Below are 20,017 nucleotides of genomic sequence, written 5' to 3'. Positions count from 1 at the left end.
AAAACCTAAGCATAAATGGATCTTACCAGATTCGTCTGCTCACGATTACGGCCTACCGAGAAAATGGAAATCGGAATACCGCTCAGCTGAGAAACGCGTTCGATATAATGTCTGGCATTCTCCGGAAGATCACTAAGTGTGCGGGCTCCAGTAACATCCTCGCTCCAGCCTGGCAGCTCTTCATATACAGCTTCACACTCAGAAAGTGTTTTTAAGCTTGCAGGGTAATGCTCCATCAGCTCACCACGGTACATGTAACCTGTACAAATCTTGACAGTTTCCAGTCCGCTCAGAACGTCAATGGAGTTCAAGGACAAGCCTGTAATTCCACTAACTCTTCTTGCATGACGCACAACGACACTATCGAACCAGCCTACACGGCGAGGTCTTCCAGTAACTGTTCCGTATTCGAAACCTTTCTCACGGATCCAGTCGCCAATCTCGTTGTTCAGTTCTGTTGGGAACGGGCCATCGCCTACACGTGTTGTATAAGCTTTAGCTACGCCGATAATATTGTCGATCTTTGTTGGACCAACGCCTGATCCGATACATACGCCACCAGCAGTTGGGTTCGAAGAAGTAACGAATGGATAAGTCCCCTGATCGATATCCAGCATCACACCTTGGGCACCTTCAAACAATACACGGCGTCCTTGATCAATGTTATCATTCAAAACAACAGAGGTGTCTGTTACATAAGGACGAATGATTTCCGCGTACTCTAGGTATTCTTTAAGAATAGGCTCAACATCAAGAGGTGTGGAACCGTAAACTTGCTCAATCAGCACGTTCTTCTCAGCAAGAACCCGTCTCAGCTTAAGCTCGAATTCCTCCGCATCCATCAGATCAGCGATCCGAATGCCATTGCGAGCCGCTTTATCCATATAGCAAGGGCCAATCCCTTTGCGGGTTGTACCGATTTTATTATCACCCTTACGCTCTTCCTCTAAGCCATCCATAACAAGATGGTAAGGCATGATCACATGAGCGCGGTCGCTAATTTTTAAATTCGTAGTGGTAAAATCATTTTCATGAATATAATTGATTTCCTCGATTAAAGCCGCCGGATTAATAACCATTCCATTGCCGATAATACAAGTCTTATCTTTATAAAAAATTCCGGAAGGAATCATCGTGAGCTTGTATTTCTTGCCCTCGATCAGGATCGTATGGCCAGCATTGTTACCGCCTTGATAACGGGCTACAACTTCAGCTGATTCAGCCAGAAAATCCGTGATTTTACCCTTTCCTTCATCTCCCCATTGCGTTCCGACAACAACAACCGTTGACATTTGCACAACCTCCGCGGGGTGACTATGCACCCTGTATTTGCCATTCTTTGTTAAAGTAAAGCATCAAAAACAGATCATTTCAGAGACACTCTAGCGCTAATTTGTACCGTTTGTGGCATACAAATTTACCTATAGGCGTGATTCACTCTTTTTTTGGAGCGAGCCTCGATACAGGTTTTTTGCCGTCTCTAGTGTAGCAGTACACCCAAGTAAAGTCAATAAAAAACGAACGATCCAACCATGCCATGTGCAATCGTTCGGGTATTATAGCCTAATATAGTGTATTAGTGCGATCAACGTGCTCCTGCAGACATTTCCTGCTGTGAACGGTCCATGTTGACGAATTTATTATAATTTTTCAAAAAAGCCAGCTCGACCGTTCCAACCGGGCCGTTCCGCTGCTTGGCCAAGATGATTTCAATGATATTCTTCTTCTCGGATTCCTTATCGTAGTAGTCATCCCGGTACAGGAACGCTACAATGTCGGCATCCTGCTCAATCGAACCGGACTCCCGAAGGTCAGACATCATCGGACGCTTATCCTGCCGCTGCTCCACACCCCGGCTCAGCTGAGACAGTGCAATGACCGGAACATTAAGTTCCCGTGCAATCTGCTTCAAGGTACGAGAAATTTCCGATACCTCCTGCTGCCGGTTGTCTCCCTTGCCGCGGCCGTGAATCAATTGAAGATAATCGATCAGGATCATGCCGAGGCCCTTCTCCTTCTTCAGCCTCCGGCATTTGGCGCGAATGTCGGTTACAGTAATCGAGGGAGAATCATCGATATAGATGTTCGCCTCGGACAAAGCTCCTATAGCCATCGTCAGCTTCTCCCAGTCATCTCCTTCGAGATAACCGGTCCGCATCCGGGTGGCGTCTACATTCGCTTCAGCGCATATCATCCGCTGAACCAGCTGTGCCGCGCCCATCTCCAGGGAGAAGATGGCGACGGTCTCTTTCGCCCGCACCCCGACGTTCTGCGCGATGTTCAGCGCGAACGCGGTCTTCCCTACCGAAGGCCGGGCGGCTACGATAATAAGGTCCGAGCGCTGGAAGCCGGACGTCATCTTGTCGAGATCCACGAAGCCCGAAGGGATTCCGGTGGATCCTCCTTTGTGCGAGTAGAGAAACTCTACCCGCTCGAAAACTTCCATGAGCACATCGCGAATGGAGATGAACCCGCTGGAGGAGCGCCGCTGCGAGATCTCCATGATGCGCTGCTCGGCTTCGCTGAGCATATCGCCCACGTCGTCGGCGTTCGCATAGCCGTTGGAGACAATCTCCGTAGCTGTGCGAATCAGCTTGCGCAGCATTGACTTCTCTTCTACGATCGCGGCATAGTAATCTACATTCGCGGCCGTAGGCACGGCATTTGCCAGCTCGGAAAGATAGGTCACACCGCCAATGTCCTCAAGCTGCTGCTTATCATGCAGCTTGGACGTCAGCGTGATCAGATCGACCGGCTCATTCTCCTCAGACAGCTCCGTCATCGCATCAAAAATGCGCTGATGCGTGCCGCGATAGAAATCATCAGCGGTCACACGCTCCATCGCCGTTATGAGTGCATCGCCGTGCAGCAAAATAGCACCAAGCACGGCTTGTTCAGCTTCTATATTTTGTGGGGGTACTCGATCCAGAAACAACTCCCCGCTCATAGCACCCACATCTCCTTTTACATACGTAAGTCTCATACAGCTTCTGTCTAATAAATCGTGATGAATCTAATGAATCTAATGAATCTAGTAATTCTAGCAAATCTTCAATCTTCAAACTTCTCTACTTACTTGTCCTCTATGACCTGAACATTGAGAGATGAAGTGACTTCACTGTGCAGCTTTACAGGAACCTTGGTAACTCCCAGCGTACGGATTGGATCTTCCAACAGTAGCTTGCGCTTATCAATCTTGATGCTTTGCTTCTCAAGGGCTTCGGCAATTTGCTTATTGGTAATCGCTCCGAAGAGACGTCCACCCTCGCCTGCCTTAGCTTTGATTTGAACGGTCAGCTCAGCGAGCTTTGCACCAAGCACCTCGGCATCAACCTTCTCCTGATCTTTCTTTCTTTGCTCCGCTTTTTTCTGATTGTCAATCTGCTTTACAGTTCCTTGCGTTGCTGGTGAAGCCAGGCCCTTGGCAATTAAAAAATTAATCGCATAGCCTTCCGCCACTTCCTTGACTTCTCCTTTTTTCCCTTGACCCTTCACGTCTTTCAAGAATACTACTTTCATTCGAAAAGTCCCTCCTCTTGCTTAATTTCCTCCAGCACCTGCTTAAGTCTTCTCCCTGCTTCCTCAACAGTTCCTTCCAGCTGAGTCGCAGCGTTAGTTAAATGTCCGCCGCCGCCAAGTCGCTCCATAATGACCTGCACGTTCATTTGTCCCGTTGACCTTGCGCTGATGCCAATGAGTCCGTCATGCCGTTCGCTTATGACGAAGGATGCCATAATATCGGTCATATTAAGCAGCGTATCGGCAACCTGCGCAATCATAAGCTGTGAATATTTACGTCCTGGCTCTGCAGCAGCAAACGCTATATGTTCATATAAGGTTTGTGCATGCTTGATAATCTCGGCCTTTTCAATATATGAACCGAGATCTTCCTTCAGCAGCCGTTGAATCAGGGCGGAATCGGCGCCGTTCCGCCGCAGAAAGGATGCCGCCTCGAAGGTTCTGGCTCCCGTGTGCAGGCTGAAGCTTTTCGTATCAACCACCATGCCGGCAAGCAGCACCGTAGCCTCCAGCACCTCCAACGTCAGCTTGTCGTTGAAATATTGCAGCAGCTCCGTTACAAGCTCGCATGTGGAGGACGCATAGGGCTCCATGTAGACCAGTGTGGCATCCTGAATGAATTCCTCACTGCGCCTGTGATGATCGACGACGACAATCCTGTGGGTCAGGTGCAGCAGCCTCGGCTCCGCAAGCATCGAAGCCTTATGCGTATCCACGACCACAGCAAGTGTCCGCTGGGTAGTAATCTGCATAGCCTGCTCCGGAGTAATAAACCAACGGTACAACTTCTCATCCATTGAAATGGTTTCCATCAGCTTGTCGATCGACGGATTCACGCCTTCAAGAACAATGTAGCCTTCCTTGCCTGCAATTTGAATCGCTTTAAGCACGCCCACAGCCGCGCCAACTGAATCCATATCAGGGACTCTATGGCCCATTACAATCACTTTGTCGCTTTCTTTCATTAAATCTCTTAATGCATGGGAAATCACTCTCGCCCGGACTCGCGTACGCTTCTCAACCGCATTCGTACGCCCTCCATAAAAGGAAAGCCGCTGGCCAACCTTCACCGTAGCCTGATCGCCTCCGCGGCCCAGAGACATATCCAGACTCACCTGAGCCATCTGTCCGATCTCCACCAGCCGTTCGGCTCCAGATGCTACGCCCACGCTTAGCGTCAGAGGAAGCTTATTCTCTATCGTTAAATCACGGACATCATCAAGAATATCAAACCTTGTTTGTTCAAGCTGCTTAAGCGACTTTTGATTCATAACGATGAGGAAACGATCAGAGGAGGTCCGACGTAGGAAGAGCTCGTTCTTTTGCGCCCATTCCGTTAATTCTCCAGTTACTTTAGCCAGCATAAGACTCCGGGTTTGATCGTCCAGGCCCTGCGTAGCTTCCTCCAGATTGTCCATCATTACAATACCGACGGCAATCTTCTCTTCTTCGTATTTTTTCGAAAGGTTCGCAAACTCCGTAATTTCACGGAAGTAGAGCAGCCGCTCCCCCTGCTTCATCCAAGTCTGATACACCTGCTTGCCGATGACCAGCTCGAATTTCTCATCCTTATCCTTCTTGCTTTTCAGCTCAGGCATCAGCTCCAGGATCGACTCCCCGACAACGGAATCCCGGTCCAGCATCTTCGCAACAAACGAATTATGCCATTCAATCCGCTTCTCTTCATTATAAATCATAATTCCGATGGGAAGACTGCTCGTGACCTCGTTGCCGGCCTTCTTAACCCTGTAGGTTATCGTTCCTAGATAGTCCTTCAAATCTGCACGAAATGCGGTTTCCGCCTTAAGCGTGAAATAAACCAGCAGCCCGCTAAGGATTACAGCCGCCACCCCTAGAATCCATTGATAGGCAAAAATCGCAAGCGTAAGTCCCCCCAGCAGGGCGAACGTCCAAACTATATGCAGTCCGTGCCACCGCTTAAAAAGGAATTTCGGCATTGGCTCAAGCTCCTAATCCTATAATTTTTTCTTAAATCGTTCACGGATTGGAAACGCGACATCGAATACTCCCAATAAACTGTATAAAAAGAAAAATGGAGGCACCACTAGCAGCAATATAATACCTATTATCGGCATAGCCCGGTTCCAATTCTTGGTGTGCGCTACAAAGAACAGGAATGAAATCGCCTGGAGTGCAAAAAGCGGTACAAGAATCAGCAGCATATTAAACAGCAGCACCGCTATCATCGAGTCGGACCCCGGCTTAATAAATAAATCCGCGGCAAAAGCAATCAGGTAGAACCAGACAAAGGACTTCGGCAGCATCCGCTCCCGCATAGGACGTAAACCGGGAATTTGCTCACCAGTCTTACCCAGCAGCCAGCGGCTGACTCCATGTGTAACCAGCGAATAAAATAAAACAAAAGCAATCAAATAAACCGGTATAATTTGAATCAATAAATTCAGATACAAATCCTGATCCGCAGGAAGAAGCTCTCTTAGAGCCGGACTCATCGAGTTGATGCTGTCGCCCATAAGCTGCTTGAATTTCATAATCGGATTAAAGCCCAGCATAGATGCAACCATAAGACTCAGCAGCGATTCTGCCAAGAGCGTTATCGAGCCCGCTGTAATGACAGACCTGGCAGCCGCCTTGCGCTTATACATATTTCCCATCACCAGAACCGGCGGGAGGAAAAAGAGTGACACAGCGATCAGGAATGCCCCCTGCCAAGCAGCTAGAGCGTAGACCACGAGCAAGCTTGCTGCATAATAAATAACGAACTGCTTCGTACTTGATTTAACATACAGTATCAGCACAGGTACCATCAGAAAGCTAACCGTAAAAATAATGAACGGAGACATAAAGGACAATAGGATAATCCCCGCAATTGCACTCCATAAGAACCTCTGCCAACCTTGCTTCCCCAAAAGGGCTCACCTCTTACATTCAAGTTCTTGCATTCAATGATTCGATTATACCACAAAACACCCTAATAGAAGAAAAGCCAATCCCATCCTGCTCATAATCCAGTATTCTCTGTAGTCCTGACGACCTGGCTCTTGCCAGTCTGGCAGCAGATAAAGCCTACGAGTCATAATTATACACAATATTAACTTGGCCCACTAGCGAACATGCCATTACATTTCACTAAATAAAAAGGACTACAACGGATTCCTCCATCATAGTCCTTTTATAATTTCACTTCTTAGCTTACTCAGTTGTGTAAGGAAGCAGCGCGATTTGACGGGAACGCTTGATAGCGATCGTCAGAGCACGTTGATATTTAGCGGAAGTGCCAGTCACACGACGCGGAAGAATCTTCCCGCGCTCGCTGATGAACTTCTTCAGCGTTTCAATATCTTTATAATCAATGTGTTTGATTTTGTTTACAGTGAAGTAACAAACCTTCCGGCGCTTTCCGCCTTTGCCGCCTTTACGAGGAGCAAACTTACGGTCTGCACGGTCGTCACCATCGTTTCTTTTGAAACCCATTTGTACTCAGTCCTTTCTACTTTAGAATGGCAAATCATCATCTGAAATATCGATCGGTTTTCCGTCATCGATGAAAGGATCCTGCTGCTCGCGTGATCCACCGTATCGAGCGCCGCCGCCATTTCCTGGGCTCGTCCCTGTTCCTTCTTCACGATTGCCGGATCCGCTTGATTCAAGGAAACGCACATTGTCAGCAATAACCTCAGTCACATATACTTTGCGACCTTCATTATTGTCGTAATTGCGCACCTGCATGCGGCCTTCAACAGCTGCCAGACGACCTTTACGCAAGTAATTCGCACACGTTTCGGCTAGTTGCCTCCACGTTACGATATTGATAAAGTCAGCTTCCCGCTCTTTCGTTTGCGAATTGGCAAACGGACGGTCTACAGCTAATGTGAATTGGGTAACAGCTACTCCGGCTGGAGTATATCTAAGCTCCGGATCTCTGGTCAACCTGCCGATAAGAATGACACGATTCAACATGGTAATCCCTCCTGGCGATAAGTACTATCATGATTAGGCAACGTCTTTTACGATTAAGTGACGAATAATTTCGTCCGTAATCTTCAATACGCGATCAAGTTCTGCAATAACTTCAGGTTCTGCGTCGAAGTGTACAAGGACATAATGTCCATCACGGAACTTATTGATCTCATACGCAAGACGGCGTTTACCCATTAAATCATGCTTGGTAATTTCGCCATTACCGTTCGTGATGATGTTTTGAAACTTTTCTACAGTAGATTGAACAACTTCAGGCTCAATATCTGTACGAATCACGTACATTAATTCATATTTGCGCATGTATTTCACCTCCTTTTGGTCTAAGCGGCCCCCATTTTCAAGCATCATTAGCTTGTAGGAGCAAGGAGCGAGGATTGCTTTTCAAAACTCGCACCTAAATACTATAGCAGATTCACTATTATTTTACAAGCTGATCCCTTCCTTTGAGGTGCTTGTCCGTAACGGAAGTGCGTGGGCGAGGGAATGGATGTGGGCTCCAGCCGCTGTTAAAGATAGGTTTCCTTGATCTAAATTTTCTTATCAGTCAAAAAAGAGCCAGACAATAAGTCCGACTCTTCCATATGTAAGCCTCTATCCTCTTTCTTCTGTCCCCTATTAATCCCGGGAAAAACCAAGCAGCCTAAGTATGTACAAAAACAGGTTGATAAAACTCAAATACAAACTTAATACGGCCATTGGAATCGCTTCGTCTGCCAGTCCATGGCGGTACTGAGAAATATCGTAAAGAATAAACCCGGAAAAAATCAAAACGCCACCAATCGCGATCATCAGACCCAATGTGCTGCCAAAGCCGCCGATAAACATGCCTACAAGGCTAAATCCGATCAGCGTAAGCAAACCTACCATTAAAAAACCGCCAAGGAAGGTAAAGTCTCTTTTTGAATAATAAGCATACAAAGTCAGTCCGCCAAAAATAACAGTTGTTACAATAAAAGCTGTGCTAATCAAGCCCGAACCGCCCACATTGGCATAATGCATAACGGAAGGGAAAATCGTAATCCCGCTTATAAAGCAAAAAGCATAAACAAACAAATACCCGACCGAACGGCCTTTACTACGGCGAATGAAAAAAGCACTGATCAGCATAATAAATTCCACAATCACTAGCGGGATAATCCATTCAACCGGTACGAACTCCATCCCCACATAGGTGCCTATAAATGAAACTAGTATAGACAACGTGAACATGCGCAGCAGCTTATGAAAAGACGTGTTGTAAACCCGCTCCACTCCGCCGGTTATTGTGTCATTCTGCCCATAACTCATGGCTTCACCTACCTCCTAATTTTACCGAAAAAACGGTTATTGTTATTGTATCATTAAAATAGGAAAAATAAACCTCTTATCCACCTAAAAACGTATAAAGACGCATGTTTGCCCTGCTTTTGGGTACGCTAGAAAGGTAATGGATGGAGGTGAAGCAAATGGGCGAAAAAACGCAATATAATCCTGGGGATCACGCACCTAATGATGGGGAATATATAGAAATTGGCGAAAATGATTTTCACATGGGAATCAACAACCCCAAAATGGTTACTTTACAAAAAGGGGATCACTTCCCGGATACAAGCAACCATAACCGCAAGTGGAGACGTAAAGCTAAAAATAGCTAGAAATCAATAGCCTATGGCAGCGTTACGATCCGATAGAGCAAGGAGACTCGTCGCTATGAGAAAATTCACTCTTTATTTGACCTTGTTTGGATTGGTTCTGTGCTTGGCTCATTACCTCTTTCATGACTACGATAGCGTCTACCTGCTATTTTACGCATTAAGTGTCCCAGCCTGGTTCGCTACAGTGTTTACGAATGTGTACGATATTTCCATGACGAATCTGTTAGTCCTATATGTGCTCACCATCGCTTCCTGGTCACTTATAGGCTTTATTATCGACCGATTCACATACGGGTACCGTCGTCGCAGCAAATCATAACCAGCCTGCCTGGACGCACCGATGAAACGCAACAACGAAACGCACCAAATAACCCTCATGCATAGTTCACCAATAAGGGTTATTTGGGCTTTGCTTTGAGAAAGATGCCTTGTAGCGTCCTTTGAGGTGCGTGTTCGAGACTTGGGAGCGTTGCGGGAGGGAATGGCTGTGGGCTCCAGCCGCTGTTAAAGATTTGTTCCATCGAATGGAATGGATATGGGGGTTAGAACAAATCTTTTAAAGGCGGACGCTAACGCTCTTCCACCCACAGCGCTTCCCCTCTTCTCAGCTACAATCGCACGAACGCCAAGCTCAAACGGATAGCCAACAAAGGTTTTTCTCTTGACTGGTGGAGACTTCCCCGTGGGCCAGCCGCTGGGATTGAAGAACGGCCCCGCCAGCGCACACAATCGAGAAGGACCCTGAAAGGCCATCCGCCTTCTTTTAACGATAAAAAACATCGTTAACGTGACGGATCGGCCTGAAAAACCCCACTTAATGATGAAAAACATCGTTAAGTGGGGTTCACGCTCATTTCTGCGAAGGGCGGGCTGCTACTATCGCTACTATCGCAATTCTCACACAGCCCTTCCCTCACTCAGCTACAAAAATTTTATAAAATAGGGATTTTTACCCACTGACGGGAATTCGCCGATTGTTCAACAGCTTCGAGCACAATTTGGTTGCGTACGCCATCATCAAAGTTAGGTGCCGGACTGCGTCCTTCTGCAATACCTTGCATAAACGCATGCAGTATATTGATAAACGTATGCTCGTAACCAATAATGTGGCCTGCTGGCCAATAGGCACCGGCATAAGGATGCTCCTGCTCTGTGCAGCTAATCGTGCGGAAGCCCTGCGAGCCGGCCTCATCTTCCTCTAAATACAGCTGCAAGTTGTTCATATCCTGCATGTCCCAGCGAATTGAGCCTTTGGATCCGTTGATTTCGAAGTTGTTGCCGTTACGATTTCCTTTGGCAAACCGCGAAGCTTCAAAGACCCCCATCGCACCATTGTCAAAACGGGCCATAAAAGCGACCGCATCATCAACATCCACTTCGCCATACTCGGTATCGCTGATTTCCGCATTCAGGCCACCAGACATCTCACCTAGCGGTCGCTTCTTAATGAAAGTTTCCATCATGCCTGAAACCTCCACAAATTCCCCGACAAGGAAACGAGCCAAATCAATGGAGTGAGCCATTAAGTCGCCATGCGTTCCAGAGCCGCAAACGTCCTTGCGCAAGCGCCAGACCAATGGAAACTGCGGATCCATAATCCAGTCCTGCAAGTATCGGGTGCGCACATGATAGATTTGTCCGAGCCGTCCTTCACTAATCAACTTCTTGGCGTACTGAATAGCAGGAACAAAACGGTAATTGTGGCAGATCATATGTACGATCCCCGCTTTGTTCGCCGCATCACGCATGCGAACCGCTTCCTCCACATTCAAGCTCAGCGGTTTTTCGCAAATAATATGCTTGCCCGCCTCCGCTGCAGCTATGGCAATCTCCGCATGCGTATTATTGGGAGAACCGATATCGATCACATCGATATCGTCCCTTTCAATCAGCTTCCGCCAGTCCGTTTCATACGAAGCCCAGCCCATTTTGTCCGCGGCAGCTTTCACGCCTTCTTCATTACGTCCAACTACCGCTTGCATCACCGGTTCGACATCCAGATCAAAATAAAAGGGTAGATCCCGGTAAGCATGGCTATGAGCTTTCCCCATAAATTTATAACCGATCATGCCTACACGTACTTTCTTTTTCGCTTGACTCATGGACTAGGCTCCTCACTTTCACACTTTTCTTACTGCACAACATTCAAACATGCCATACTGCCTTGATTATCCCAACAAATGGTTAATGATGTAACGATCTAAATCTTCATAATCAGTATCCTGTTGTCTAGCATTAATAAATTCAAGATCAAGTGATCTTACTTTGTCAGCAAGACGTTCTACGGCAAACAAGGAATTAGACAAATGCTTGAAAGCTTTATCATCGCTTTGCGTGCGCAGTGCTTTCACATCCAAACCAACATACTCACCATTCTGTCCATAACCTGTTTCCATTAGAAGCTTCACTTGGCTAAATGCCTGGCGCAAATTAACGGATCCGAATGCACGATCCTGGTCGAACTTCAACCCGTTCTGGTCATTCAAATGAACGCCCCACAGCTTGTTCTGTGATAAAGCAAAAGCCATATCATCCGCAGGATCCAGACCCGCCAGCAAGGAATGCGCGGATTCAATCAGAACACCTACGCGGCTATGATCAATTGTACCATAACCTAATGCTAGAGCGTGACCTACGGTAGGAATAAATGATTTATCCACCGGCTCGTTTGGCTTAGGCTCAATTAAAATACGAATATCCTTATCCTGCTCAAGCATTCTATTAATGGCTTCCACCAAATATTCGATGGATCTCACAGCTGATTTGCTTTCCGGAACGAAATTCCCTTCTCTTGCCAGCCATAGCACAATATTTTTCGTACCCAGCTCATTAGCGATTTCAATTGCCTTTTTGCTGCGCTCATTTGCATAATCGCGAAGCTGCTTTAAGTTGGCCGTGTAGGCTCCGTCTCTAGTCCGTGAATCCTCCCACAACCGCGGAGCGACAAATTCAACAGCAAGACCAGCGTCCCCGAGCTGCCCCTTCAGTGCCTTTACTTTGGCTAACAGCGCGTCCCCTTCATAATCATTAATGTTCGGAACAGCATCATCATCATGTAATTGAATCGCATCAAAGCCAATTTCCTTGAACTTCTCCAGCTTTTTAGCAAAAGGGACTTCTTGACGTACTGTAGGTCCAAAAGTGTCCGCTCCTGTATGAATGTTCCATGGGCCTACCGAATAACGAAATGTTTGCATTGTTTTCGCTCCTTATATGATGAAATATGATTAAAAAATAATGAAAAATATGAGATATGAAATACATAAGTTCAAAATAGTTCAAAATTTTACGCCTATGATTAATCCAAGAAAGACGCTGCTTTTTGGATCGCGTTAATGGCGTCTTGGCAATCCTCTTCGCTCATGCTTTGGTGTAAACTGATCGAGATCGCTCTGCTGAGCCAATCCAAGGTGTTGGGACACATGTCGACTGAATACTGTACATTGCCTTTGTAGCTTTGGCAGTTCCAAGGAGTATCCTGTTCGGAAGCGCCCCTCTTTTCCATAATATAGGTCCAGTTCTTGTAAATATGCCGATCTGCGAAGCCATTGTTATTAATCGTTCCGCACGGGATCCCCTCTCTGACAAGTAAAGAAGCAAACTTCTCGGCCGTTTCAGCATCCTTAAGGAAGAAGTTAAGGCTGTAAGACACATCTCCCTCTGGATCTGGAACCCGCTGCAGCTGAATTTGTGGGATATCCTTAATTCCAGCGACAATTTTACTTTTATTGTTCCGCAGCTTGGCTACGACCGTGTCGATTCTTTCTGATTGAGCCAAGCCTAGCGCTGCGTTGATCTCGCTCATGCGATAATTTTCGCCTGGGAACAAGGTTACATTCTCGAACTCATTGATGCCCCAGAAGCCGTAGGCCGAATCATGATACACGCAGGCACGTGCATAGATCGTATCGTTGTTTGTCGCTACCATTCCGCCTTCTCCAGAGGTAATCAGCTTGTATTGCTGGAAGCTGAAGCAGCCTGCATCGCCTATGGAGCCAAGTTGTTTTCCTTTATAAGAGCCGCCATTTGCCTGGGCAACGTCTTCGATGACAATCAAGTTATGCTTGCGCGCAATAGCCATGATTTCATCCATTTGGCAAGGTATGCCCTTCATATGAACGGGAAGAATTGCCTTCGTATATGGTGTAATCGCTGCTTCGATCGCGTTCGGATCCAGGGTCAGGCTGTCATCACACTCGACGATAACCGGAACCGCCCTGGCAATTAACACAGCAGATGCGCTTGCAATATACGTGTAGGCTGGAACGATAACTTCGTCTCCAGGGCCAATGCCAGCGCCAATGAGTGCAGAAATTAAGGCCGATGTACCGGCGTTAACAGCCAGACAGTGCTTGATATTCAATCTATCCCGGTACAGCTTCTCCAATTGGGCAGCTTCAGAGTCCTTTTTACCTGAATAGCGGAACACATGCTTGTTATCAATTACTTTCATTACATATTGCTTTTCCACTTCGCTGAATTCTTCGGAACTTAGAAATGTCGGCACCCACGGTTTGGTACGTACAGGTGTATGTTCGGCTTGCTCATTATTCACTGTCATATCGATCTCTCCTATTTTCGAATTGGAATTGAAAGCTTCTGTTCTACAAAATCACGACATATTTCCAGGCTTTGATAAGGTGTGCTGGTAGAATAGTCAATTTCGACAGTAACAAAACCTTTGTATTGAATTTCTTTAAGTGCCTCGATGATCGGTTCGAATTTTATCGTTCCTAAGCCTAGCTCGCAAAATACGGTCAGCGCTTCGTTCCCTTTCACCATCGTGACCTCTTCCTTCAGCACATCCCTGGGCACCAAGTCCTTCAGATGCACGTAAGCCACTCTATCCTTATAACGCCGAATGATCGCTGGCACATCCATACCCGCCCCCGTTAAATGCGCAGTATCTGGCGCAAGGAACACAGTTTCCGGATCACACAGTTCCATCAGAGCATCCAGCTCATTCTCATCCTGCAGCTCCGTCCATAGATGCGGGTGCAAACAAGATTTCACTCCGAGCTCAAACGTACGCTTTGCCGCTTCATTGATTGTTTTAACCGCTTCCTTCACTTCGTCAGAAGTCATCGAATGTGTACGCGGCGCCCCTGGCCCAAATACCAGATGTCCTGCGCCACACGCGGCAATAATCTTAGCCAGGCGAACGTTAAAATCAATGACACTCTGCCTTTTGGAAGGATCTGTAAACTTGCGACCGCTTTCTCCTGAAGCCCCTCCATACAATGCACTCAGTTGCAGCCCATAAGAATTAAGAATTTCCTTATACTCGTCGATACGATCTTCATATTGGAGAGCAAACGATGGCCAAGGCTCTATCGCCTTATAACCAAGCTTGGAGGCCTCCTCCATAGCTAATAAGTGATCCTGTCCCCAAGTAATTGCATGTACCGCTATTTTCCCATCAAATGTATTCAACAGTAATTCCTCCTCGTTATTTTCAGGCTTCTTGCCGGCATTTCAATTATTATTAATTCAATATTTATATTATATCAACAGATTTAGCGCTTGTAAATTGAAATTTTAAAATAAATAGAGGATAATTCAACCTATATATCTCATTTTTTAGATTTACTTTATTATTTAAATTAACTTAGGGCCATAAATGAGGTATACTTATATAAAAGCAATCGTTAGAAAGAAAGGATTACCGCTTATGAAACTGAATTCATCGGAAAAACAAATATTGGAATTAATCAGCTTAGGGCAGGGACTATCGCGCAAAAAAATAGCCGAGACGCTGCATTTAACGCAAGGAAGTATTACAAATATGACCAGGAGTTTATTGGAAGAGGGTTTGATCATAGAGGGCAACCGGATTAGCAGCGGCCTAGGACGTAAAGAAGTCATGCTGTATTCCAACCCGAATAAGTTCACCTTTCTGGGTGTCGATATTGGCGGACATGTTATTCGGTTTGCCCTTGCGACGAACAGCTTGGAGATTATCCATGAAGGCGAATGCTTAATGGCCGATCTAGCCACAGAGCCGGACCCGGCCGAAGTTTTAATGCAGATGATGCATACCTTCTTAGCTCAATGGAATATTAGCCCCGCTCAAATTGACGCCATTGGTATAGGCGTTACAGGGATCATTGATGCCACGCAGCAAATCCTGTTGAGCATACCCAATTCCCCGGGTTGGGAGCATTTGGAACTCGTTTCAATCATAAGCCAGCGATTCAACTGCCCTGTTTACCTGGAAGAAGGCGGCAGAACGATGGCAATTGCCGAACAAATGCTGGGTAAAGCTAATGCGATAAGCGACTTCATCACCGTTCAAGTCGGGTTTGGCATTGCAGCAGGCATTATGATTAATGGGAAACTGCTGAAGGGTGTAAATAATACAGCCGGATTATTGGGCCACATCACAGCAGACCCCAACGGCACCCGGTGTTTATGCGGCAATTATGGCTGTCTGGAGAACATCATCACTTTTCCCATGCTCAGAAATGACTATCGCAAAATAACTGGAAAATCAACGATCGTTGAGGCTTACCAGCAAAATGACAAACAAGCCATCGATGTATGTGTTGCCGCTGGCCAAGCACTTGGAATTGCGCTCAGTAACGTAGTGAATTTGTTTAATCCCCAAACCATTTATATCGGCGGAGCGATGTTCGACCAAATGCCGATTCTGCTTGAGGAAACGAAACGGACCATCATTCTGCGCGGCAACCGCTTCTCCACAACATCCTTAAACCTGGATCGGCCAACCTTCGGTTTGAAACAAGGCATCATGGGAGCACTTGCCTTGGCCAAAATCTCTCATATCATGGCTCAATAATCTACCCCAAACGGATATCTATGCTGTATACTATTAGAAAAGACTAATGGGAGGATCTGTCATGGAGGAAGTATTGTGGGAGGGAAAGCCTTTCAATTTCGGATTTCCCAGCTTTACGACATACAAGATTACGGATAGCCGTATCATTATTGAAAAAGGTGTACTCACCAAAAAAAGAGACGAAATCCGTCTCTATCGCATTCGCGACATTTCCACGAAGCGCAACCTTATGGAGCGTATGATGGGGTTCGGGGACATCACGATTTTTTCTACTGATGCTAACAACTCACAGTTTTTACTCCGTAATATCCGTAAATCAACGGAAGTGGCCGATGTGCTGGGAAATGCAGCAGACAAAGCCAGAATTAAGCACAAAGCACTGGAAGTAACGGAAGTGACCTAAAGCTTAAACCAATAGGTGCCGCGGCGCTGCTGAACCGATACCGATGCTTTCATTAAAAATGGCAGACGTTACGTTGACGTCGAACTCATTAGGCCCGAGATGCCCTTATCTCGGGTTTTTATCTTGTGAACTCTTTAGAAAGCTACGAAAGCTATCCCTTTCTCTCAGGAAAGCAACCTCTACTGGCAGTCCGTTGGAACATCTGTTTCACTTAACGATGATTTTCATCTTTAAAGCAAGCGTTTCCAGGTCAATCGACCACTTTAATGATGATTTTCATCGTTAAAAGAGGACGGATGGCCTCTCTTAGTGGTTAAAAGGGATTTTAACGATGTTTTTCATTGTTAAAGCAAGGATATGGAGAGGACTGCTACTTTTAACGATGAAAAACATCGCTAAAGTAGCAGCTCTTCATCCCTAGCGCTTGGCCAGATGAAAATCACCTCCAACCAACATCCATTCCCTCCTCCTAGCACCAACGTCATGAACTCGCTCCTCATAGGACACCCCAGGGCGGTTACCTTGCTGGCTAATCAACCTTGCCTCTATCAGAGTCATTTTATCCCCTTGTTAACCACCTCGCACTTTAAGTTATTAACATGTGGATAACTTTATTGAAGAGTTATGGATCAACTTGTGGATAACTATATCACCATAAACAATGCTTTTACATTTTTTTATACACTTACCCATCCCCATATCTAAACACATTAGCTTAACATTTAACGCACCTCTCCTTAATTTCCCATCCCACTCTCACATTTACTTTTGAAGTCCTTAAAACCGTACCCTGGACGTTTACAGAGCCTTCTCTTAGACAAGTCCTCTACTTCAGTCATTCATTACCCTTTTTATGGCATAAAAATAGCCTCCTACGTTTTAGAAAAACGTCAGAGGCTATTGGAACATGTTTGATGTTAGAAACAATTAAATTACCTGGTCAGATAACCTATCAATAAAAATATGGCGGAAAGAGTGGGAGTCGAACCCACGCACGCCTCGCGACGCCTAACTGATTTCGAGTCAGCCCCCTTGGACCACTTGGGTACCTTTCCACATAGACGAGAACAAAATTCATTGTACCAAAAATATTCCGCTCCCGCAAGTCCTATTTATTGAAAATAAATATTAGGTAATGTTAAGTGTTTAATCCTCCGATGTTTCCCCAGTTCCCGTGGATCGAAGTATCTTCTTAAGCTTACTTTCGAACTTTACTCTTGGTACAAGAACACTATGCTTGCAGCCTACACACTTGATCCGGATATCCATACCCATACGAATAATTTCCATTTCATTGCTTCCACAAGGATGCTGCTTCTTCATTTGTACGATATCTCCAAGCTGGTATTGCTTCTTTTCCATGTTTCTGCCCCCTATCTATGGCTATATTTTCATCTATATTTTCTTCTTATATATTCATTATCCGCGCATTTTAATCCCGTTCTCATCCAAACGCCTTTTCAGCTCAGCATTCATGATCCGGGTTACCGATCCTTGCGAATTAGGTCTGCATTCCACAATGATCCTTAATTTGAGATCAGTTTCTCCTATCATTTGGACCCCAAGCACTTCCGGCTCCTTCATGATATTGTCAGAATTTTCATAAAGTTCAGTCATTACTTCCTTCAGAATTCTTGTAGCTTTATCTACATCTGATTCATATGAAATCGATACATCAACCACCGCTAGAGAATTATGTACCGAGAAATTCGTTACTTGCTTGATATTTCCATTAGGTATGATATGGACTTCTCCTGTCCAGCTTTTCAAACGTGTTACTCGGATTCCGATCTCTTCAACAGTTCCTTTAAATTGATCAATCTGAATAACATCCCCGACACCAAATTGATCCTCAAAAATAATGAAAAAACCCGTGATTACATCCTTAACCAAGCTCTGTGCTCCAAATCCGATAGCAAGGCCCAACACGCCAGCCCCAGCCAAAAGTGGACCTAAATGCAAGCCAAGCTGTCCTAATATCATCAATACAGTTATAAAATTAATCGTATACGAAATCAGATTATTGATCAGCTTACCAATTGTATTGGCTCTTCGAACATCAAATTTAATGGGTCCCCGGGACTTATGAATTACCATATGCGACATCAATTTATTCGTTATCCTTATAAGGATGCGGGATCCAACATAGATAAGAATAATGCTGATGATATTCCAAAATACAGCTTCTATTAGTATATGCTTTTTTAACCAATCCAGTATTTCGGTTGCATACACTTCCATATCCTCACTCACTCCTTACTCCTCTGCCTCTTCCCCATTGCTGCTAATGCTTATATACTTGTTCTCTACTTTTGCAAAAACACCTCTGATCTCTACTTTTTCCGAAACAATAATCGCTTGAACCTGATCCAAATCATCTTTAGGGAATTCAATCGATAAGGCACAACCAGCGGTTATTTCCTTAGGTGTTGGACAGATGTCAATTTCAATATCCGCATACTCTAGCAGCATTTCGGCTCGAAGCGCCTGCTGTGTAGAATCAAAAGCAAGCAGCATAAGCGAAGTATTCAGCAGAATCCACTCCTTCTACGTATAAAACATCCCTTGCCTCCGTATACTAGTAAAAATCACCAATCATTCATGCTGGGAGGCTCACTTATGAAATTTCATTTTAATTTTGATTCTAACAAAGATAAAGAAATAACTCCACTCAAAGTCCCCTATACCGATAGCGAAACCCCTGGCCTGCTTTCCCGACATTTGATTGACATTTTAGGCAAACTCCCATCCTATCAACCTATCGTTATCATTTGTGTAGGCACGGATCGTTCCACCGGAGATTCTTTGGGGCCTTTGGTAGGAACTCATTTGAGAAAAACGGGACTAGCTGGCAGCAACCTATTCGGCACTCTTAATGAACCTGTACATGCAATGAATCTAACAGAAATTATACAGTCCATTCATCAGCAATACCATGATCCTTTTATTATTGCTGTGGATGCGTGCTTAGGTCAAGCTGCCAGCGTAGGATCCATTCAAATTAATAACGGGCCCTTAAAGCCTGGCGCTGGTGTTAATAAGGAGCTTCCCTCTGTAGGAAACATACACGTCACCGGTGTAGTTAATGTTGGTGGGTTTATGGAATATTTCGTGTTACAAAATACCCGTCTTAACCTGGTCATGAATATGGCAGAGATCATTGGTAATTCCATTTATGATGCAATGAGTCACATCTTGCCTTACTCGGCGTCAGCTACGGCAGCATCGATATCTGATTGACTGCCTCTTTTTCCTCCGGGCTAAGTGTGTATTCAGGTTGTCCATTTTCCAACTTCTTAGCATACATATACGTTTGGTCACGACCATGAATGCCCGTCAAAACGATTCCGGTTTGATATTCATCAAGTATGGCTATAGAAAAGCTTAGATTGCTTCTTCCATCTCCAAAGGCATCATATCGGTGTACGCCCAATTTGGATTTCGTTTTTTTAATTCTGTTGGAAATAGCTTCAATTTGTCCGAATAGTTCCACAGATTGCATTTCCTGCAATTGAAGCTTTTCTTGTATTTCAACAAGGAGCTCCTCTATATTGTTTCCACCTGAGCTGCCCAACATTCTATTGTATCTCTTTTTCATGGACGAGAGCTTTATCCATAATATGAGTAGCATAAGCATAATGAGTACTAAAAGAACAAGGGTTATGAGCAGGATCAGTTCACCTTCGATACCGAAAATTT

The 20,017-nt window shown here is 45.4% G+C and carries 22 protein-coding genes and 1 tRNA gene; 5 read left to right on the top strand and 18 right to left on the bottom strand.

Going from position 1 to position 20,017, the window contains the following annotated elements:
* Positions 1-5 precede the first annotated feature (5 nt).
* The 9 genes from J2Z66_RS30135 to J2Z66_RS30095 form a co-directional block, all read right to left on the bottom strand.
* Positions 6-1,292 (bottom strand): adenylosuccinate synthase, encoded by a 1,287-nt coding sequence (locus tag J2Z66_RS30135; protein WP_209976468.1) that lies wholly within the window; start codon positions 1,290-1,292, stop codon positions 6-8.
* A 293-nt stretch (positions 1,293-1,585) separates the two neighbouring features.
* Positions 1,586-2,947, bottom strand: a complete 1,362-nt coding sequence (gene dnaB, locus J2Z66_RS30130; protein WP_209976548.1) for a replicative DNA helicase — start codon at positions 2,945-2,947, stop codon at positions 1,586-1,588.
* A 125-nt stretch (positions 2,948-3,072) separates the two neighbouring features.
* Positions 3,073-3,519: a 50S ribosomal protein L9 gene (gene rplI / locus J2Z66_RS30125; protein ID WP_209976467.1), complete on the bottom strand. Its 447-nt coding sequence runs from the start codon at positions 3,517-3,519 to the stop codon at positions 3,073-3,075.
* Positions 3,516-5,477: a DHH family phosphoesterase gene (locus J2Z66_RS30120; RefSeq protein WP_209976466.1), complete on the bottom strand. Its 1,962-nt coding sequence runs from the start codon at positions 5,475-5,477 to the stop codon at positions 3,516-3,518. Before J2Z66_RS30120 ends, rplI begins: the two co-directional genes overlap by 4 nt.
* Positions 5,478-5,495: 18 nt before the next feature.
* Positions 5,496-6,410: a DUF2232 domain-containing protein gene (locus J2Z66_RS30115; RefSeq protein WP_245375953.1), complete on the bottom strand. Its 915-nt coding sequence runs from the start codon at positions 6,408-6,410 to the stop codon at positions 5,496-5,498.
* A gap of 283 nt (positions 6,411-6,693) precedes the next feature.
* Entirely contained in the window at positions 6,694-6,975 is a 282-nt protein-coding gene (gene rpsR / locus J2Z66_RS30110; protein WP_209976465.1) for a 30S ribosomal protein S18, read from the bottom strand.
* Between the two features lie 21 nt (positions 6,976-6,996).
* Positions 6,997-7,461: a single-stranded DNA-binding protein gene (ssb, locus tag J2Z66_RS30105; RefSeq protein WP_209976464.1), complete on the bottom strand. Its 465-nt coding sequence runs from the start codon at positions 7,459-7,461 to the stop codon at positions 6,997-6,999.
* Between the two features lie 33 nt (positions 7,462-7,494).
* Entirely contained in the window at positions 7,495-7,782 is a 288-nt protein-coding gene (gene rpsF / locus J2Z66_RS30100) for a 30S ribosomal protein S6 (RefSeq protein WP_209976463.1), read from the bottom strand.
* 315 nt (positions 7,783-8,097) lie between these two features.
* Positions 8,098-8,769 carry a Bax inhibitor-1/YccA family protein gene (locus J2Z66_RS30095; RefSeq protein ID WP_209976462.1) on the bottom strand — a complete coding sequence of 224 codons (672 nt, stop codon included), beginning with the start codon at positions 8,767-8,769 and terminating at the stop codon, positions 8,098-8,100.
* 158 nt (positions 8,770-8,927) lie between these two features.
* Between J2Z66_RS30095 and J2Z66_RS30090 the strand changes: the two genes are divergently transcribed.
* On the top strand, positions 8,928-9,116 hold the full coding sequence (locus tag J2Z66_RS30090) for a YjzC family protein (protein ID WP_209976461.1): 189 nt from the start codon (positions 8,928-8,930) through the stop codon (positions 9,114-9,116).
* Positions 9,117-9,171: 55 nt separating this feature from the next.
* The gene (locus J2Z66_RS30085; protein ID WP_209976460.1) at positions 9,172-9,435 is read left to right on the top strand and encodes a hypothetical protein; all 264 of its coding nucleotides are present in this window, start codon (positions 9,172-9,174) and stop codon (positions 9,433-9,435) included.
* A 613-nt stretch (positions 9,436-10,048) separates the two neighbouring features.
* Here J2Z66_RS30085 and J2Z66_RS30080 read toward each other — a convergent pair.
* The 4 genes from J2Z66_RS30080 to J2Z66_RS30065 form a co-directional block, all read right to left on the bottom strand.
* The gene (locus J2Z66_RS30080; protein WP_209976459.1) at positions 10,049-11,218 is read right to left on the bottom strand and encodes a Gfo/Idh/MocA family protein; all 1,170 of its coding nucleotides are present in this window, start codon (positions 11,216-11,218) and stop codon (positions 10,049-10,051) included.
* A 66-nt stretch (positions 11,219-11,284) separates the two neighbouring features.
* Positions 11,285-12,313, bottom strand: a complete 1,029-nt coding sequence (locus J2Z66_RS30075; protein WP_209976458.1) for a TIM barrel protein — start codon at positions 12,311-12,313, stop codon at positions 11,285-11,287.
* Between the two features lie 101 nt (positions 12,314-12,414).
* The gene (locus J2Z66_RS30070) at positions 12,415-13,677 is read right to left on the bottom strand and encodes a DegT/DnrJ/EryC1/StrS family aminotransferase (protein ID WP_209976457.1); all 1,263 of its coding nucleotides are present in this window, start codon (positions 13,675-13,677) and stop codon (positions 12,415-12,417) included.
* Between the two features lie 11 nt (positions 13,678-13,688).
* Positions 13,689-14,549 carry a sugar phosphate isomerase/epimerase family protein gene (locus J2Z66_RS30065; RefSeq protein ID WP_209976456.1) on the bottom strand — a complete coding sequence of 287 codons (861 nt, stop codon included), beginning with the start codon at positions 14,547-14,549 and terminating at the stop codon, positions 13,689-13,691.
* 238 nt (positions 14,550-14,787) lie between these two features.
* On the opposite strand from J2Z66_RS30065, the gene J2Z66_RS30060 reads away from it, so the two are divergent.
* Together J2Z66_RS30060 and J2Z66_RS30055 are read left to right on the top strand one after the other, a co-directional pair.
* A complete protein-coding gene (locus tag J2Z66_RS30060; protein WP_209976455.1) occupies positions 14,788-15,915 on the top strand; it encodes an ROK family transcriptional regulator in 1,128 nt (375 codons plus the stop codon).
* A 61-nt stretch (positions 15,916-15,976) separates the two neighbouring features.
* Entirely contained in the window at positions 15,977-16,318 is a 342-nt protein-coding gene (locus tag J2Z66_RS30055; protein WP_209976454.1) for a PH domain-containing protein, read from the top strand.
* 964 nt (positions 16,319-17,282) lie between these two features.
* Here the strand turns inward: J2Z66_RS30055 and J2Z66_RS30050 are convergent.
* The 4 genes from J2Z66_RS30050 to J2Z66_RS30035 all read right to left on the bottom strand — a co-directional run bounded on the left by J2Z66_RS30050 (position 17,283) and on the right by J2Z66_RS30035 (position 18,835).
* Positions 17,283-17,373, bottom strand: a tRNA-Ser gene (locus J2Z66_RS30050).
* A gap of 91 nt (positions 17,374-17,464) precedes the next feature.
* On the bottom strand, positions 17,465-17,680 hold the full coding sequence (locus J2Z66_RS30045; protein WP_209976453.1) for a DUF951 domain-containing protein: 216 nt from the start codon (positions 17,678-17,680) through the stop codon (positions 17,465-17,467).
* A 57-nt stretch (positions 17,681-17,737) separates the two neighbouring features.
* The gene (locus J2Z66_RS30040) at positions 17,738-18,571 is read right to left on the bottom strand and encodes a mechanosensitive ion channel family protein (RefSeq protein WP_312894835.1); all 834 of its coding nucleotides are present in this window, start codon (positions 18,569-18,571) and stop codon (positions 17,738-17,740) included.
* Between the two features lie 3 nt (positions 18,572-18,574).
* Complete coding sequence (locus tag J2Z66_RS30035) at positions 18,575-18,835, bottom strand: putative Se/S carrier protein (RefSeq protein ID WP_209976452.1); 261 nt, start codon at positions 18,833-18,835, stop codon at positions 18,575-18,577.
* Positions 18,836-18,937: 102 nt separating this feature from the next.
* On the opposite strand from J2Z66_RS30035, the gene yyaC reads away from it, so the two are divergent.
* On the top strand, positions 18,938-19,558 hold the full coding sequence (gene yyaC / locus J2Z66_RS30030; protein ID WP_209976451.1) for a spore protease YyaC: 621 nt from the start codon (positions 18,938-18,940) through the stop codon (positions 19,556-19,558).
* On the opposite strand, the gene J2Z66_RS30025 is transcribed toward yyaC, so the two are convergent.
* A complete protein-coding gene (locus J2Z66_RS30025) occupies positions 19,533-19,949 on the bottom strand; it encodes a DUF4446 family protein (protein WP_245375957.1) in 417 nt (138 codons plus the stop codon). The genes yyaC and J2Z66_RS30025 overlap by 26 nt on opposite strands.
* Positions 19,950-20,017 lie beyond the last annotated feature (68 nt).

Source organism: Paenibacillus eucommiae (genome assembly GCF_017874215.1).
GTDB classification, from domain to species: domain Bacteria; phylum Bacillota; class Bacilli; order Paenibacillales; family NBRC-103111; genus Paenibacillus_AI; species Paenibacillus_AI eucommiae.
Note: the sequence above shows the minus strand (reverse complement) of the source record. Positions and strands in the feature narration are given on the sequence as shown.

Excerpts from the sequence above, each read along its gene's own strand:
- J2Z66_RS30135 (WP_209976468.1), bottom strand. The coding sequence starts at position 1,292 with ATGTCAACGGTTGTTGTTGTCGGAACGCAATGGGGAGATGAAGGAAAG.
- dnaB (WP_209976548.1), bottom strand. The coding sequence starts at position 2,947 with ATGAGCGGGGAGTTGTTTCTGGATCGAGTACCCCCACAAAATATAGAA.
- rplI (WP_209976467.1), bottom strand. The coding sequence starts at position 3,519 with ATGAAAGTAGTATTCTTGAAAGACGTGAAGGGTCAAGGGAAAAAAGGA.
- J2Z66_RS30120 (WP_209976466.1), bottom strand. The coding sequence starts at position 5,477 with ATGCCGAAATTCCTTTTTAAGCGGTGGCACGGACTGCATATAGTTTGG.
- rpsR (WP_209976465.1), bottom strand. The coding sequence starts at position 6,975 with ATGGGTTTCAAAAGAAACGATGGTGACGACCGTGCAGACCGTAAGTTT.
- ssb (WP_209976464.1), bottom strand. The coding sequence starts at position 7,461 with ATGTTGAATCGTGTCATTCTTATCGGCAGGTTGACCAGAGATCCGGAG.
- rpsF (WP_209976463.1), bottom strand. The coding sequence starts at position 7,782 with ATGCGCAAATATGAATTAATGTACGTGATTCGTACAGATATTGAGCCT.
- J2Z66_RS30095 (WP_209976462.1), bottom strand. The coding sequence starts at position 8,769 with ATGAGTTATGGGCAGAATGACACAATAACCGGCGGAGTGGAGCGGGTT.
- J2Z66_RS30090 (WP_209976461.1), top strand. The coding sequence starts at position 8,928 with ATGGGCGAAAAAACGCAATATAATCCTGGGGATCACGCACCTAATGAT.
- J2Z66_RS30085 (WP_209976460.1), top strand. The coding sequence starts at position 9,172 with ATGAGAAAATTCACTCTTTATTTGACCTTGTTTGGATTGGTTCTGTGC.
- J2Z66_RS30080 (WP_209976459.1), bottom strand. The coding sequence starts at position 11,218 with ATGAGTCAAGCGAAAAAGAAAGTACGTGTAGGCATGATCGGTTATAAA.
- J2Z66_RS30075 (WP_209976458.1), bottom strand. The coding sequence starts at position 12,313 with ATGCAAACATTTCGTTATTCGGTAGGCCCATGGAACATTCATACAGGA.
- J2Z66_RS30070 (WP_209976457.1), bottom strand. The coding sequence starts at position 13,677 with ATGACAGTGAATAATGAGCAAGCCGAACATACACCTGTACGTACCAAA.
- J2Z66_RS30060 (WP_209976455.1), top strand. The coding sequence starts at position 14,788 with ATGAAACTGAATTCATCGGAAAAACAAATATTGGAATTAATCAGCTTA.
- J2Z66_RS30055 (WP_209976454.1), top strand. The coding sequence starts at position 15,977 with ATGGAGGAAGTATTGTGGGAGGGAAAGCCTTTCAATTTCGGATTTCCC.
- J2Z66_RS30045 (WP_209976453.1), bottom strand. The coding sequence starts at position 17,680 with ATGGAAAAGAAGCAATACCAGCTTGGAGATATCGTACAAATGAAGAAG.
- J2Z66_RS30035 (WP_209976452.1), bottom strand. The coding sequence starts at position 18,835 with ATGCTGCTTGCTTTTGATTCTACACAGCAGGCGCTTCGAGCCGAAATG.
- yyaC (WP_209976451.1), top strand. The coding sequence starts at position 18,938 with ATGAAATTTCATTTTAATTTTGATTCTAACAAAGATAAAGAAATAACT.
- J2Z66_RS30025 (WP_245375957.1), bottom strand. The coding sequence starts at position 19,949 with ATGCTACTCATATTATGGATAAAGCTCTCGTCCATGAAAAAGAGATAC.